Source organism: Isoptericola jiangsuensis (assembly GCF_002563715.1).
GTDB lineage: Bacteria > Actinomycetota > Actinomycetes > Actinomycetales > Cellulomonadaceae > Isoptericola > Isoptericola jiangsuensis.
In genome coordinates this window covers 3,189,077-3,202,240 of record NZ_PDJJ01000001.1, presented here as the reverse complement: position 1 = coordinate 3,202,240, position 13,164 = coordinate 3,189,077, and the positions used below count along the sequence as shown (strand labels likewise).

Annotated in this window: 12 protein-coding genes; 5 read left to right on the top strand and 7 right to left on the bottom strand. The window is 73.7% G+C overall.

What is annotated here, in order from left to right; genetic code table 11:
• Positions 1 to 34 precede the first annotated feature (34 nt).
• From ATJ88_RS14440 to ATJ88_RS14425, 4 genes are all read right to left on the bottom strand, one after another.
• The gene (locus tag ATJ88_RS14440; RefSeq protein ID WP_098465380.1) at positions 35 to 640 is read right to left on the bottom strand and encodes a ClpP family protease; all 606 of its coding nucleotides are present in this window, start codon (positions 638 to 640) and stop codon (positions 35 to 37) included.
• Positions 640 to 1,251, bottom strand: coding sequence for a ClpP family protease (locus ATJ88_RS14435; RefSeq protein ID WP_098464424.1), 612 nt, complete (start codon positions 1,249 to 1,251; stop codon positions 640 to 642). The genes ATJ88_RS14440 and ATJ88_RS14435 overlap by 1 nt, the downstream gene beginning before the upstream one ends.
• A 91-nt stretch (positions 1,252 to 1,342) precedes the next feature.
• Positions 1,343 to 1,999, bottom strand: coding sequence for an ArsR/SmtB family transcription factor (locus ATJ88_RS14430; RefSeq protein ID WP_098465379.1), 657 nt, complete (start codon positions 1,997 to 1,999; stop codon positions 1,343 to 1,345).
• Positions 2,000 to 2,024: 25 nt separating this feature from the next.
• Positions 2,025 to 2,294 carry a hypothetical protein gene (locus ATJ88_RS14425; protein ID WP_098464423.1) on the bottom strand — a complete coding sequence of 90 codons (270 nt, stop codon included), beginning with the start codon at positions 2,292 to 2,294 and terminating at the stop codon, positions 2,025 to 2,027.
• Positions 2,295 to 2,510: 216 nt separating this feature from the next.
• Here ATJ88_RS14425 and ATJ88_RS14420 point away from each other — a divergent pair, with 216 nt between their 5' ends.
• Entirely contained in the window at positions 2,511 to 5,888 is a 3,378-nt protein-coding gene (locus ATJ88_RS14420; protein ID WP_245852454.1) for an efflux RND transporter permease subunit, read from the top strand.
• Between the two features lie 194 nt (positions 5,889 to 6,082).
• Positions 6,083 to 6,928 (top strand): Bax inhibitor-1/YccA family protein, encoded by an 846-nt coding sequence (locus tag ATJ88_RS14415; RefSeq protein ID WP_098464421.1) that lies wholly within the window; start codon positions 6,083 to 6,085, stop codon positions 6,926 to 6,928.
• Positions 6,929 to 7,028: 100 nt separating this feature from the next.
• Here ATJ88_RS14415 and ATJ88_RS14410 read toward each other — a convergent pair whose 3' ends face one another.
• A complete protein-coding gene (locus ATJ88_RS14410) occupies positions 7,029 to 8,945 on the bottom strand; it encodes a glycoside hydrolase family 15 protein (RefSeq protein WP_098464420.1) in 1,917 nt (638 codons plus the stop codon).
• A 232-nt stretch (positions 8,946 to 9,177) separates the two neighbouring features.
• On the opposite strand from ATJ88_RS14410, the gene ATJ88_RS14405 reads away from it, so the two are divergent.
• Both ATJ88_RS14405 and ATJ88_RS14400 read left to right on the top strand, forming a co-directional pair.
• Positions 9,178 to 9,606: a YciI family protein gene (locus ATJ88_RS14405; RefSeq protein WP_098464419.1), complete on the top strand. Its 429-nt coding sequence runs from the start codon at positions 9,178 to 9,180 to the stop codon at positions 9,604 to 9,606.
• A gap of 103 nt (positions 9,607 to 9,709) precedes the next feature.
• Entirely contained in the window at positions 9,710 to 10,942 is a 1,233-nt protein-coding gene (locus tag ATJ88_RS14400; RefSeq protein ID WP_098465378.1) for an RNA polymerase sigma factor, read from the top strand.
• Positions 10,943 to 10,949: 7 nt separating this feature from the next.
• On the opposite strand, the gene ATJ88_RS14395 is transcribed toward ATJ88_RS14400, so the two are convergent.
• Positions 10,950 to 11,396 (bottom strand): hypothetical protein, encoded by a 447-nt coding sequence (locus ATJ88_RS14395; protein ID WP_098464418.1) that lies wholly within the window; start codon positions 11,394 to 11,396, stop codon positions 10,950 to 10,952.
• 96 nt (positions 11,397 to 11,492) lie between these two features.
• Here ATJ88_RS14395 and ATJ88_RS14390 point away from each other — a divergent pair, with 96 nt between their 5' ends.
• A complete protein-coding gene (locus ATJ88_RS14390; RefSeq protein WP_098464417.1) occupies positions 11,493 to 12,071 on the top strand; it encodes a TetR-like C-terminal domain-containing protein in 579 nt (192 codons plus the stop codon).
• Here ATJ88_RS14390 and ATJ88_RS14385 read toward each other — a convergent pair.
• Positions 12,068 to 13,114 (bottom strand): DMT family transporter, encoded by a 1,047-nt coding sequence (locus ATJ88_RS14385; RefSeq protein ID WP_211287521.1) that lies wholly within the window; start codon positions 13,112 to 13,114, stop codon positions 12,068 to 12,070. The genes ATJ88_RS14390 and ATJ88_RS14385 overlap by 4 nt on opposite strands.
• Positions 13,115 to 13,164 lie beyond the last annotated feature (50 nt).

Sequence of the window (13,164 nt, the reverse complement as noted above, 5' to 3'; positions counted from 1 at the left end):
CGGCACCCGGTGGGGGCGGCGCCGGGCGCGCCCGTCAGGCCGCGGCGGTGAGCTTGCGCGACGTCACCACGGTGTCCGCGATCCCGTAGTCGACGGCCTCGCGGGCCGTCAGCACGAGGTCGCGGTCGGTGTCCGCCCGGAGCTGGTCGACCGACCGGCCGGTGTGGCGGGCCAGGACCTGCTCGGTCTCGGCGCGCAGCCGCAGCACCTCGCGGGCCTGGATGGCGAGGTCGGAGACGGTGCCGCGCCCCTCGGCGGACGGTTGGTGCAGCAGCACCCGGGAGTGCTCCAGCATCGTCCGCTTGCCCGGCGTCCCGGCGGCGAGCAGCACCGCCGCGGCGGACGCCGCCTGACCCATGCAGGTCGTCGTGACGTCGCACCGCACGAACTGCATCGTGTCGTAGATCGCGGTCATCGCGGTCGCGGAGCCGCCGGGGGAGTTGATGTACAGGTGGACGTCCTGGTCGGGCGACTCCGACTCCAGGTGCAGCAGTTGGGCCATGACGACGTTCGCGACGCCGTCGTCGACCTCCGTGCCGAGGAAGACGATGCGTTCGCGCAGCAGGCGGCTGAAGACGTCGGCGTAGCGCTCGCCGAGCGGGGTCCGCTCGACGACGTGGGGGACGGTGTAGCCGGTCATCACAGGCCCGCCTTCCGGCCGGGGGCGGCGGGACGGACGTCGTCGACGTGCTCCACGACGTGGTCGATCAGCCCGTACTCGCGCGCCTCGGCGGCCGTGAACCAGCGGTCGCGGTCGCTGTCGGCCGCGACCTGCTCCACGGTGCGGCCGGTGTGCTTCGCGGTCAACTCGTGCACGAGGCGCTTGGTGTGCTCGAGGTTCTCCGCCTGGATCGCGATGTCGACGGCCGTCCCGCCGATGCCGGCGGACGGCTGGTGCATCATCACGCGGGTGTGGGGCAGGGCGTAGCGCTTGCCCCTCGTGCCGGCGGTCAGGAGGAACTGGCCCATGCTGGCGGCGAAGCCGAAGCCGACGGTGACGACGTCGTTCGGCAGCAGCCGCATCGTGTCGTGGACGCCGAGCCCGGCGCTGACCGAGCCGCCGGGCGAGTTGATCCAGAGGGCGACGTCGGCGGTCGGGTCCTCCGCGGACAGCCACAGGAGCTGGGCGCAGACGCGGTTCGCGACGGCGTCGTCGACCTCCTGGCCGAGGACGACGATGCGCTGGTGCAGGAGACGGGCGGCGAGCTGGTCGTCGAGGGTGGACGGGGTGGGGGGTGCGGGTGCGTTCATGGCTCCACCGTCCGCCGCTCGCGCCCGGGCCGGAAGCCTGCTCTGCCCCGGGCGGATCCGCCACCGGCAGAAGGGGTGCCCCGCGGGGCGCTCAGACGGCGTCGTCCCCGAACACGGGGAACGCGTTGAAGTGGATCTGCACCGGGGCGGCGCCCTCGACGCCCTCCTGGCCGCGCAGCGTCTCGGTGGCGGTCTCCAGGAGCTCCTGGAGCTGCTCGACGACGCCGGCCAGCTGCTCGGGCGTCGCCCAGAGCGAGATCGTGCTCAGGGTGGTGGCGTCCTTCCAGGCGTCGTAGCGCGGGTCGGCGCCCGGTCCCTGCTCCATGACGTCGAGCAGCCGCCAGATCTTGGCCTGGCGGGCGCGCTCCAGCTCGCCGTTGACGAGCGACTTCGCCGACCGGGTCCCGAGGTCGTCGTCGGGGTCCGACGAGATCGAGTACCCCCCGGGCGCCGTCTCCCACCAGCGCTCGCGCGCGGTGCCCTTGCCCTCGACCTCCCGCACGAACCCGTGCCGCTCGAGCTGGCGCAGGTGGTAGCTGGTCGAGCCGCTCGACTCCCCGACGAGCTCGGCCAGGCCGCTCGCCGTGAGCGAACCGTGCCGCTGGAGCAGGTCGAGGATGCGCAGGCGCAGCGGGTGGGAGAGCGCCTTGAGGCGTTCCGGGCCGAGCGGCTGGCGGGTGGTCCCGGTGTGCGGTGCGGAGCCTTCCGCCGGTGCGGGGGCCTCGACCGGTGCGGGCGTGTCGCTCATGCCCCGACCGTACTCGTCCACCCGCTCACCGCAGGCCGAGCGGGTGGACCTGGGCGGCGTTGTCGCGGCGCAGCTCGTCCGCGGTGCGGAGCTGCTCCGAGCGGGCTGTGGTGGTGGCGGCGCGGCGGGCACGGCGCTCGTCCCGGGCGGCGGTCGCCGTCGCGAGGCGGGCGGCGGCCACGACGAGCAGGCGCCCGGTGGTGTCGAGGGCGCGGGCGGCGGCACCGGGGTGGTGCGGGGTGCGGGTGCTCGGGGCGGCGGTGCGGGGGAGCGACGGGCTGGTCAGGGCGATCATGGCGGGCTCCTCGGGCGGTGGTGGTGGCTGGTGAGCACCACGATAGAACCGCAAAGAACTCTTTGCAAGCGTTTCTTTGCAACTGGTCGCGACCGGGTTCCCGCCCGTCCGCCGGGCAGGGCGGCACCACGTCGTCGCCTGCGGGAACCGGAGCCACGTAGGCTCCGTTGTGCACCCCGTACGACTGAGCCGTCGTGCACCTCCCACCCCCCTGGAGTGAGCGTGTTCCGCCTTGCCCGCCTGTCCCTGGCGAACCGTGCCCTGGTCGCCCTGGTCACGGTCGCGATCTTCGCCTTCGGCGCACTGAGCCTGACCTCCCTCAAGCAGGAGCTCATCCCGTCCCTCGAGCTCCCCGCCGGCGTCGTCCTGGCGACCTACCCCGGCGCGTCCCCCGAGGTCGTCGAGCAGGACGTCACCGAGACCCTCGAGGCCGCCGCCCAGGGCGTCGAGGGCATCGAGTCCATCAGCTCGACCGCGTCCACCGGGGTGTCGACCACCATGGTCGAGTTCACCTACGGCACCGACATGGACGCCGCCACCCAGCGCCTCACCACCGCGGTGACGCGCGTCCAGGGACAGCTCCCCGACGACGTCGAGCCGCAGGTCATCACCGGCTCCCTCGACGACCTCCCCGTCATCCAGATCGCCGCGTCCGGCGGGGACGACCTCGCCGCGCTGGCGGACGAGATCGAGACCGTCCTCGTGCCCGCCCTGGAGGAGGTCGACGACGTCCGTTCCGTCGCCGTCACCGGCGCCGTCGCGGACCAGGTGCGCGTCGACGTCGACACCGACGAGCTGGCGGAGCAGGGTCTGACGCTCACGCAGGTCACCGACGTCCTCGCCGACCACGGCGTCGTGCTGCCCGCCGGCACCGTCACCGAGGACGGCGCCACCTACTCGCTCCAGGCCGGCACCCGCCTCGCGAGCGTCGAGGAGCTGGAGGACGTCCCGCTCGTCCCGAGCGCCACCGCCACCACCGGGTCGTCCGACGGCGCCGGGACGACCGGCGGCACCGACACCGGTGCGACCGTCCCCGACGGCGCGGGCGACCAGGCCGCGACCGGCGGCACCGCCGGCACCACGCCGTCCACCGACGGCGGCCAGGGCTCGGACGTCACCGGCCTGCCCGACGCGAACGCGCCGCCCGCGCTGCCCGAGCCGGTGCGCCTCGGCGACGTCGCTGACATCACCGTCGAGCCCACCGAGGCGACGTCCTACTCGCGCCTCGACGGCGAGCCGTCCCTCGGCGTCGCCATCACCAAGACCCCCCAGGGCAACACCGTCGACGTGTCGCACGCCGTGCAGGACGCCATCGCGGACAACGCCGACGTGCTGGAGGAGGCCGGCGTCACGACCGCCGTCGTGTTCGACCAGGCGCCGTTCATCGAGGAGTCCATCGAGGGTCTCGCCACCGAGGGCGGGCTCGGCCTCGTCTTCGCCATCCTCATCATCCTGGTGTTCCTGCTGTCCGTGCGGGCCACCGCCGTGTCCGCGGTGTCCATCCCGCTGTCGCTCGCCACGGCGTTCCTCGTCATGCAGACGACGGGCTACACCCTCAACATCCTCACGCTCGCCGCGCTCACCATCTCCATCGGCCGCGTCGTCGACGACGCGATCGTCGTCATCGAGAACATCAAGCGGCACCTGTCGTACGGCGAGGACAAGTCGGAGGCGATCCTCACGGCCGTGCGCGAGGTCGGCGGCGCCATCGCGGCGTCCACGATCTGCACCGTCGCGGTGTTCCTCCCGCTCGGCCTGGTGTCCGGCATGACGGGCGAGCTGTTCCGGCCGTTCGCGTTCACGGTCGCCATCGCGATGCTCGCCTCCCTGCTCGTGGCGCTCACCATCGTCCCGGTGCTCGCCTACTGGTTCGTCAAGCCGCCGAAGGGCGCCGCCGAGGCCACCGACGGCGGGGCGTCGATCCGCGAGGCCGCGGAGGCCAAGGAGCGTCGCGGCCTGTGGCAGCGCGCGTACGTGCCCAGCCTCGGCACGGCCCTGCGCCACCCGTGGATCACCGTGCTCGTCGCCGTCGCCATCCTGGCCGGCACCCTCGCGCTCGTGCCGCGCCTCGAGACGAACTTCATCGGCGACTCCGGGCAGGACACCGTCACCGTCACGCAGACGTTCGCCGACGAGGCCTCCCTGGCCGCGCAGGACGACGCCGCCCGCGAGATGGAGGACGCGCTCGCCGCCGTCGACGGCGTGGCGACGATCCAGACGACCGTCGGCACCGCCGACGCCGCCCAGGCCGCGTTCTTCGGCGGGGGCGGGGCGTCCGCGACGTTCTCGATCACGCTGGACGAGGACGCCGACGGCGTCGCCGTGCAGGACGAGGTCCGCGCCGCCGCGGAGGAGCTCGCGGACACCGCACCCACGACCGCCGTGTCCGTCGCCGGCGGCGACTCCGGGTTCGGCTCCACCACCATCGACCTCGTGGTCCGCGCCCACGACACCGACGACCTCGCCACGGCCGCCGACGCCGTGCAGGCCGCCGTCACCGACCTCGACGGCGTCGCGGAGGTCGCCAACGACCTCGCCACGTCCCGCACGATCCTCCAGGTGCAGGTCGACCGGGAGGCCGCGGCCGAGGTCGGGCTCACCGAGACGCAGGTCGCCGGGATCGTCGCCAGCACGATGAACCCCGAGCAGACCATCGGCGAGGTCGACCTCGGCGAGGGCCCGCTCGAGGTCGTCGTCGTGTCCGGCGAGGCACCCGCCACCGTCGCCGAGATCGAGGACGTCGAGATCCCCACGGCCACCGGCCTCGTCCCGCTCACGGACGTCGCGACCGTCGAGGAGGTCGACACCCCGGCGTCCATCAGCCGCGTCGACGGCGAGCGGTCCGCGACCGTGTCGATCACCCCCGACGCGCAGGACATCGGCACCCTGTCGACCGAGGTCACGACCGCCGTCGACGGCCTCGACCTGCCCGCCGGGGCGTCCGTCGAGGTCGGCGGTGTCGCGGCCGACCAGGAGGAGGCGTTCGCCGACCTCGGCCTCGCCCTGCTCGCGGCGATCGCGATCGTCTACCTGATCATGGTCGCGACCTTCAAGTCGCTCGTGCAGCCGCTGCTGCTGCTCGTCTCGGTGCCGCTGTCCGTCACCGGCGCGCTCGTCGCTCTGCTCGTCACGGACACCCCGCTCGGCGTCGCCGCCCTCATCGGGGCGCTGATGCTCGTCGGCATCGTCGTGTCCAACGCGATCGTGCTCATCGACCTCATCAACCAGTACCGCGTCCGTGGGCGCGACCTGGACGAGGCGGTGCGCGAGGGCGCCCGCAAGCGGCTGCGGCCCATCGTCATGACGGCGCTCGCCACCATCGGCGCGCTCACCCCCATGGCGCTCGGCCTCACCGGCGGCGGGGCGTTCATCTCGCAGCCGCTCGCGCTCGTCGTCATCGGCGGCCTCGTGTCGTCCACGCTGCTCACGCTGCTCGTCCTGCCCGCCCTGTACGTGCTGGTCGAGGGGCGCAAGGACCGCCGGGCCGCCCGGCGCGCGAAGCGGGCGGCACGCCGCGACGCCAAGCAGGAGGCCCGCGACGTGGAGCGCCGTGACCGGGAGGCCGCCCGCGCGGCGAGCCGCGTGGACGGCTGACGCGACCCCGGAGGTGCCGGTCCGGCGGCCACGGCCACCGGACCGGCACCCTGCCGACCCGCCGCGATTCGCCCCGCCGGGAACCTGACGCGCCCCCGGCGCGTTGCCTAGGATGGATTCACGGCCAGCGACCCGGCTCTGCCCGCCCGACGACCCGTCGGGGGACACCCGGCAGCCGCGACCAGGAGGAGCTCATGAGCAACCCCGTCTTCTCGAACAGCGACGTGTTCGGCGAGCCGCGGCGTGACGCACGCGGTGGCACGGCGACGGCGTCGCGCCCGGCGCAGTACGGCCAGTACGGGCAGTACGGTGCCCAGGCTGCCGACGCCGCGTCGCTGCAGAACATGTACGAGGCGCCGTCGGCCACGCCGGCCGACACCCAGCGCCTGACGTACACCGACGTCATCATGAAGACCGCCGGGCAGTTCGCCCTGCTCGTCGTCATGGCGGCCGTCAGCTGGTCCCTCGTCGACACCGTGCCCATGCTGTGGGTCGGCGGCATGATCGTCGGCCTCGTGCTCGGCCTGGTCAACGCCTTCAAGAAGAACCCGAGCCCGGTGCTCATCACCCTGTACTCGATCGCGCAGGGTGCGTTCCTCGGCGGCATCTCCGCGTTCTACGAGGCGCAGTCCGACGGCATCGTGCTCCAGGCCGTGCTCGCCACGCTCTCCGTGTTCGGTGCCGCGCTCGCCCTGTTCAGCTCCGGCAAGGTCCGCGTCACCCCCAAGTTCACGCGGTTCCTGCTCATCGGCATGGTCGGCTACCTCGTCTTCTCGCTGGTCAACATGATCCTCGTGTGGACCGGCGTCCTCGACGGCTGGGGCATGCGCGGCGGCACGCTCGGCATCATCATCGGCCTCGTCGCCGTCGTGCTCGCGTCGATGTCCCTCATCGTCGACTTCGACGCCATCAAGCGCGGCGTCGAGGGCGGCGCCCCCGCCAAGTACGCCTGGTCGGCGGCGTTCGGCCTCATGGTCACGCTCATCTGGCTCTACCTGGAGCTGCTGCGCCTCATCGCCATCCTGCGCGGCGGCGAGTGACCTCCGGCGCCTGACGGCACCCCACCACGACGGCCGGGCACCTCGCACGAGGTGCCCGGCCGTCGTCGTCCCCGCCGCGCGGGAGGCTCGCGCGAGCCGGTCAGGAGCGGTGCGGCGTGCGGAACGAGCGGTGGTCGACCGGCTCGGCCTCGGCGCGGATCACGTGCATGACCGCGTTGATGAGCGCCAGGTGGGTGAACGCCTGCGGGAAGTTGCCCAGGTGGCGGCCGGTGTGCGGGTCGATCTCCTCGGCGTACAGGTTGAGGGCCGACGAGAACGACAGCAGCCGCTCGCACAGCGACCGCGCCCGGTCGATCTCGCCGATCTCGCACAGCGCGGACACCAGCCAGAACGAGCAGATGGTGAACGTGCCCTCCTCACCGCTGAGGCCGTCGTCGGTCTCCTCCACGCGGTAGCGCAGCACGAGGCCCTCCTCGGTGAGCTCGTCCGCGATGGCGAGCACCGTGGCGCGCACCCGCTCGTCGTCCGGCGGCAGGAACCGCAGCAGCGGCACCAGCAGCAGCGACGCGTCGAGGGCGTCGTCGCCGTACCGCTGGGTGAACACGCCGCGCTCGTCGACACCCTTCGCACAGATGTCGGCGTGGATCTCGTCGGCGAGCTTCTGCCACTGCTCCGCGAAGTCGGGCTCGTCGTAGAGGCGGGCGAGGCGCGCGCCGCGGTCGAGCGCGACCCAGCACATGAGCTTCGACGACGTGAAGTGCTGCGGCTCGCCCCGCACCTCCCAGATGCCGCGGTCGGGCAGGTGCCAGTGCTTCGCGGCCTCCTCCACCTGCCGCTTGAGCACCGGCCACAGCGCCTCGGGGAGCTGCTCACGGTTGCGGGTGTGCAGCCACACCGAGTCCAGCACGGCGCCCCACACGTCGTGCTGGCTCTGGTCGTAGGCGCCGTTGCCGACACGCACGGGGCGCGCGCCCTCGTACCCGGTGAGGTGGGAGAGCTCGTGCTCGGTGAGGTCCTCCTCCCCACCGACGCCGTACATGATCTGGAGCTGCTTGTTGTCCCGGCACGCGTCGAGGATGAACGCGAAGAAGTCGTTCGCCTCCCGGTCCAGCCCCAGGGTGTACAGGCCCCACAGGGCGAACGTGGAGTCGCGGATCCACGCGTAGCGGTAGTCCCAGTTGCGCTCGCCGCCGGGCGTCTCCGGCAGGGACGTCGTGGCCGCCGCGAGCAGGGCGCCCGTCGGGGCGTACGTGAGGCCCTTGAGGGTGAGGGCGGACCGCTGCAGGAAGATGCGCCACGGGTGGTCGGGGAACGCGCCCTGCGTGATCCAGTCGCGCCAGAACTGCTCCGTGCGCCACATCTTCTCGACGGCCTCCGCCCACGACGACGGGGCGGGCAGCGGGGACCAGGACAGCGCCACGAAGTGCGTGTCACCCTCCTCGAGGCGGGAGCGGGCCTGCACGCGCCGGCCCTCCAGCCCGAACCGCAGCGAGGACGACAGCCGCAGGTCCGGGTTCGCGTGACCCGTGCGCGCCACCATCGTCGAGTAGCCGTCGCCCACGTACTCCCAGTCGGCCTCCCCGCGCGCGTAGTCCGGCATGGGGGAGCACACGACCTCCAGGTCGACCGTGCCGGACACGCACTTCACGGTGCGCAGCAGCACGTGCTCCGCGTCGTGGTCGGTCGGGGTGCGCTTGTGCGTGCCGGACCGCTCCTCGACGTTGTGCCACGGCCCCATGACCATCGCGTCGCGCACCACCAGCCAGCCGGTGGACGTCTGCCAGGTGGTCTCCAGGATGAGCGTGCCGGGCAGGTAGCGGCGCGCGACCGGGACCCGCACCCCGTGCGGCCCCACGCGGAAGTGGCCGGCACCGCGGTCGAGCACGGCGGAGAAGATGCTGGCGGAGTCGGGCCGCGGCACGCACATCCACTCCACGGCGCCGCTCGGGGCCACCAGGGCGTTGGTCTCGCAGTCGGACAGGAAGGCGTAGTCCGCGATCGACGGGAACGTGCTGCGGCCGTCGGGCCGGGGCGGGGCCTGGAAGTCGAGCGTCATGGGACCAGGGTGCGACGTGCGGGGGCGCGCGCGCCAGCCGCGACCGCCCTGCGGCGAGAAGATTCACACGCTCGTGACGTGGCGCGCCGACGGGCAGGTGGCACGCACCGCGGCGCGCCCCGGGCGGCCGCCGGGAAGAAAGTCTCACGACGCGTGTCGATCCTCCGGTTCCCCGTTCGACCTGGGGGTGAGAGGGTCCCACCGAGGGGCCTTCACCGACGAGGGGACGATCATGGCCAAGTACATGCTGATCATGCGGGGCACCGACGAGAGCCAGGCGGCGTTCGAGAGCTCGGACATCAGCTTCGACGAGATGCTCGCCACGATGGGCCGCTACAACAACGAGCTCATCGAGGCCGGCGTGCTCGTCGCCGCCGAAGGGCTGGACGACCCGTCGCAGGGCGTCGTCGTCGACTACTCGACGCCCGAGCCGACCGTCACCGACGGCCCGTACGGCGAGACCAAGGAGCTGTTCAACGGCTTCTGGATCCTCGACGTCGCGACGAAGGACGAGGCCGTCGCCTGGGCGAGGAAGGCGCCGCTCGCCGGACCGGGCATGAAGGTGGAGATCCGCCGCGTCCCGTCGATCGACGAGTTCCCGGCGGACAACGAGTACGTGCAGGCCGAGCGGGCGTGGCGCGAGCGCGCCGGCCAGCTCTGAGCGCCGCCACCCGCGACGAGCCACGACGAGGGACGGACCGACCGTGACCGGCGCCGACGGGGGCGAGGCCGCCGCACGCCGCGCCGTGGAGACGACCTGGCGGATGGACTCCGCCCGGATCGTCGCCGCGCTCGCGCGGTACACCGGCGACCTCGCCCTCGCGGAGGACGTCGCGTCCGAGGCGCTCACCGAGGCGCTCGTCGCGTGGCCCCGCGACGGCGTGCCGCGTGATCCCACGGCGTGGCTCCTCACGACGGGGCGACGTCGCGCCATCGACGCGTTCCGTCGTCGGTCCGGGCGCGACGAGCGGTACGCCACGCTGGGCCGGGACCTGCCCGAGGGCGGCGCCCACGCGGGCGGGTCGCTCGTGGCGGACGAGGACCCGGACCTGCTGTGGGACCCCGACGTCATCCCGGACGACCGGCTCGCGCTGATCTTCACCGCCTGCCACCCGGTGCTGTCCACGCAGGCACGGGTCGCGCTCACGCTGCGCGTCGTCGGGGGCCTGTCGAGCGAGGAGATCGCCCGCGCGTTCCTCGTCCCGACCCCCACCGTGCAGGCCCGCATCACCCGCGCGAAGAAGACGCTGGCCGCCGCGCGGGTCCCGTTCGAGGTGCCGCCGGAGGCCGACCGGCCCGAGCGGGTCGGGTCCGTCCTGCAGGTGGTCTACCTGATCTTCACGGAGGGGTCGTCCGCCACGAGCGGCGACGACTGGATGCGGGCCGACCTCGCCCGCGAGGCGGTCCGGCTGGCGCGCGTGCTCGCGCGTCTGCTGCCGGACGAGCCGGAGGTCGCGGGGCTGCTGGCCCTGCTGGAGCTGACCGCCGCCCGGTTCCCGGCCCGCACCCGCCCCGACGGCTCCCCGGTGCTGCTCGCCGACCAGGACCGCAGCCGGTGGGACGTCGGCGCGATCCGCCGCGGCCGGGCCGCGCTGCGCCGGGCCGTCGTCGTCGGGCGCGGGCTGGGCCCGTACGGCCTGCAGGCCGCCATCGCGGAGCAGCATGCGGTGGCCCGCTCCGTCGAGGACACCGACTGGGAACGGGTCGTGCTGCTCTACGAGGCGCTCGGGCAGGTCGCACCGTCACCCGTCGTCGAGCTCAACCGCGCCGTCGCCGTGTCCATGGCGTCCGGCCCGGCCGCCGCCCTGCCCCTGGTCGACGACCTCGTGGCACGGGAGGTGCTGTCCGGGTCGTACCTGCTGCCGAGCGTCCGGGGCGAGCTCCTCGCCCGCCTGGGCCGCACCGACGAGGCCCGCGCCGAGCTGGCGCTCGCGGCCCGGCTGTGCGGCAACGCCCGCGAGCGGGGGGTGCTGGAGGGCAAGGCAGCGGCGCTGTAGCCGCCGGTCAGTCGGCGGCCGGCTCCGCCGCCGGTGCGGGGGCGGGCAGGGCCGGGTGCCGGTGGGACCGGTGGTCGGCGGTGTAGTGGGAGCGGCGCAGCAGCATCGCGACGAGCATCGCGAGCAGCATGGCCCCGTGCCCGACGGTGTGGAGGACGTCGACGGAGAGGAGTCCCGCGGCGACGGGCACGGCCAGCAGGGCGAAGGGCGCGACCATCGCCGCGGACATCTCGACGATCATCCGGGTGCCGTGGCGGCGGACCGCCATCCACGCGGCCATGCCGACCGTCATGTCGAGGACCATGAGCGCCGCGTCGGCACCGGCGTGCTCCGCGCGTCCGGGCCAGGCCAGCGTCCATGCCCAGCCCAGAAGGAACATGCCGGCGAACATGGCCAGCACCATCTCCAGGTAGTGGAGGGTGAGGCGCCGTGCGGCGGTCCGGGAGCTGTTCATGACGATCCTCCGTTGCTAAACGCGAGAATGTTCGCATCAGCAGGTTATGGCGCGTCCTGTGCGTAACGCAAGAGGTTTCGCTTTAGCATCACCCGCGTGAGCGACGGCAAGGAGATGCGGCGGCCCGGCGGTCGCTCGGCGCGGGTCCGGGCCGCGGTCCACCAGGCGACGCTGGAGCTGCTGGAGGAGCGCCGGTGGGAAGAGATCTCCATCCCTCTGGTCGCCGAGCGTGCCGGGGTGCACCAAGCCACGCTGTACCGCCGCTGGGGGACGATGCCCGCCCTGCTCGACGACGTCGTCGACGAGTGGTCGTCGACCACCGCCGCGCTGCCGGACACCGGCACGCTGCGCGGCGACCTCGAGGTCTACGCCGCGGCCGTCGCCGCGCCGCTCCAGGACTCGCTCGTGCCCTTGATCCTGCGGGCCGTCGTCCTCGAGATCCGCCCCGGCGAGCCGCGCACCCCAAGCCGGGCGTTCCGCGAGCGCGAGCGGCAGCTCCAGGCGATGCTCGACCGTGCGCGGGACCGGGGTGAGCAGGTGCCGACGCTCGCCGAGCTGCTCGAGGTCGTCGTGGCGCCCCTGTACTTCTACGCCTTGTTCTCCGTTCCGCTGCCGGCCGCGGACGCCGGCCGGCTGGTCGACCGGCTGCTCGGCCTGGTCGGACAGAAGGCCTAGGCCGGGCGGGCCGCGCGCCGCCGCGGGAGCGTCGCCACGGCCACTCCGGCCAGGGCGACCGCGCCGCCCGCCAGCGCCGCCGCCTGCGGGACCTCGCCGAGCGCCGCCCAGGACAGCAGGACCGTCAGCGGCGGCACGGCGTACGTCGCCGCGGCCGTGCGGCCCGCCGTCGTGCGGCGCAGCACGTACGCCCACGTGGTGAACGCGATCGCGGTGGGGAACACGCCCAGGTAGACGATCCCGAGCACCGCCGAAGGCCGCGCGTCCGCGAGCTGGTCGACCAGCGCCGGCAGGAACGGCAGCGCCGCGACGGTGCCGGCCAGGCAGCCGAGCCAGGTCATGGTGAGGGCGTCCAGGTGCGGCAGCAGCCGCTTCTGAAGGGTCGCGGACCCGGCGTACAGCACGGCGGCGGCCAGGCCGAGCAGCACGCCGGCGACGTCGAAGCGGCCCGACGGCGTCGACACCGCGATCACCACCACCCCGGCGAGCGCGGCGGCCATCCCGACGAGCAGCCGCCGCGGGAAGCCCTCCCCGAGCAGGGAGCCCGCGAGGAGCGCCACGAGCACGGGCGCGATGCCGACCAGCAGGGCCGTCGTGCCGGCGTCGAGGTGCTGCTCCGCGGCGTTGAGGGCCAGGTTGTAGAAGCCGAACCAGGCGACGCCCCAGGCGGCCACCAGGGCGAGGAGGCGGCCCCGGGGGAACCCCGCGACCCCGGAGGGAGCGCCGCCCGCGGTGCGTGCGGCGGACCGGCGACGGCGCAGCGCGACCACGCCGAGCAGCACGGTCAGGGCCGCCGACCCGACGGCGACCCGACCGAGGGTGAGCGGACCGGGTGCGACGTCGTGCCCGACCGCGCGGATCCCGACGAAGGCCGACGCCCACAGCACGACGGTGACGACCATCGCGGCGACCGTGCGGGCCGACGTCCCCGACGACGGCGCGCCCGGGCCCGACGGGGAGGCGGGCACGACGACCGGGGCGCCGGGGGAGGCGTCGAGGCCGGGGACGGTCCGGGGAGGCTGAGCGGGCGTCGTGGTCGTCATGGCACGATCGTCGCCCCGTCGACCGTTCAGCACCAGTCCCGATCACTTCC

Coding starts and splice junctions, on each gene's coding strand:
- ATJ88_RS14385 (WP_211287521.1), bottom strand. CDS start 13,114: ATGACGACCACGACGCCCGCTCAGCCTCCCCGGACCGTCCCCGGCCTC.
- ATJ88_RS14410 (WP_098464420.1), bottom strand. CDS start 8,945: ATGACGCTCGACTTCCAGGCCCCGCCCCGGCCCGACGGCCGCAGCACG.
- ATJ88_RS14415 (WP_098464421.1), top strand. CDS start 6,083: ATGAGCAACCCCGTCTTCTCGAACAGCGACGTGTTCGGCGAGCCGCGG.
- ATJ88_RS14405 (WP_098464419.1), top strand. CDS start 9,178: ATGGCCAAGTACATGCTGATCATGCGGGGCACCGACGAGAGCCAGGCG.
- ATJ88_RS14400 (WP_098465378.1), top strand. CDS start 9,710: ATGGACTCCGCCCGGATCGTCGCCGCGCTCGCGCGGTACACCGGCGAC.
- ATJ88_RS14440 (WP_098465380.1), bottom strand. CDS start 640: ATGACCGGCTACACCGTCCCCCACGTCGTCGAGCGGACCCCGCTCGGC.
- ATJ88_RS14425 (WP_098464423.1), bottom strand. CDS start 2,294: ATGATCGCCCTGACCAGCCCGTCGCTCCCCCGCACCGCCGCCCCGAGC.
- ATJ88_RS14395 (WP_098464418.1), bottom strand. CDS start 11,396: ATGAACAGCTCCCGGACCGCCGCACGGCGCCTCACCCTCCACTACCTG.
- ATJ88_RS14430 (WP_098465379.1), bottom strand. CDS start 1,999: ATGAGCGACACGCCCGCACCGGTCGAGGCCCCCGCACCGGCGGAAGGC.
- ATJ88_RS14435 (WP_098464424.1), bottom strand. CDS start 1,251: ATGAACGCACCCGCACCCCCCACCCCGTCCACCCTCGACGACCAGCTC.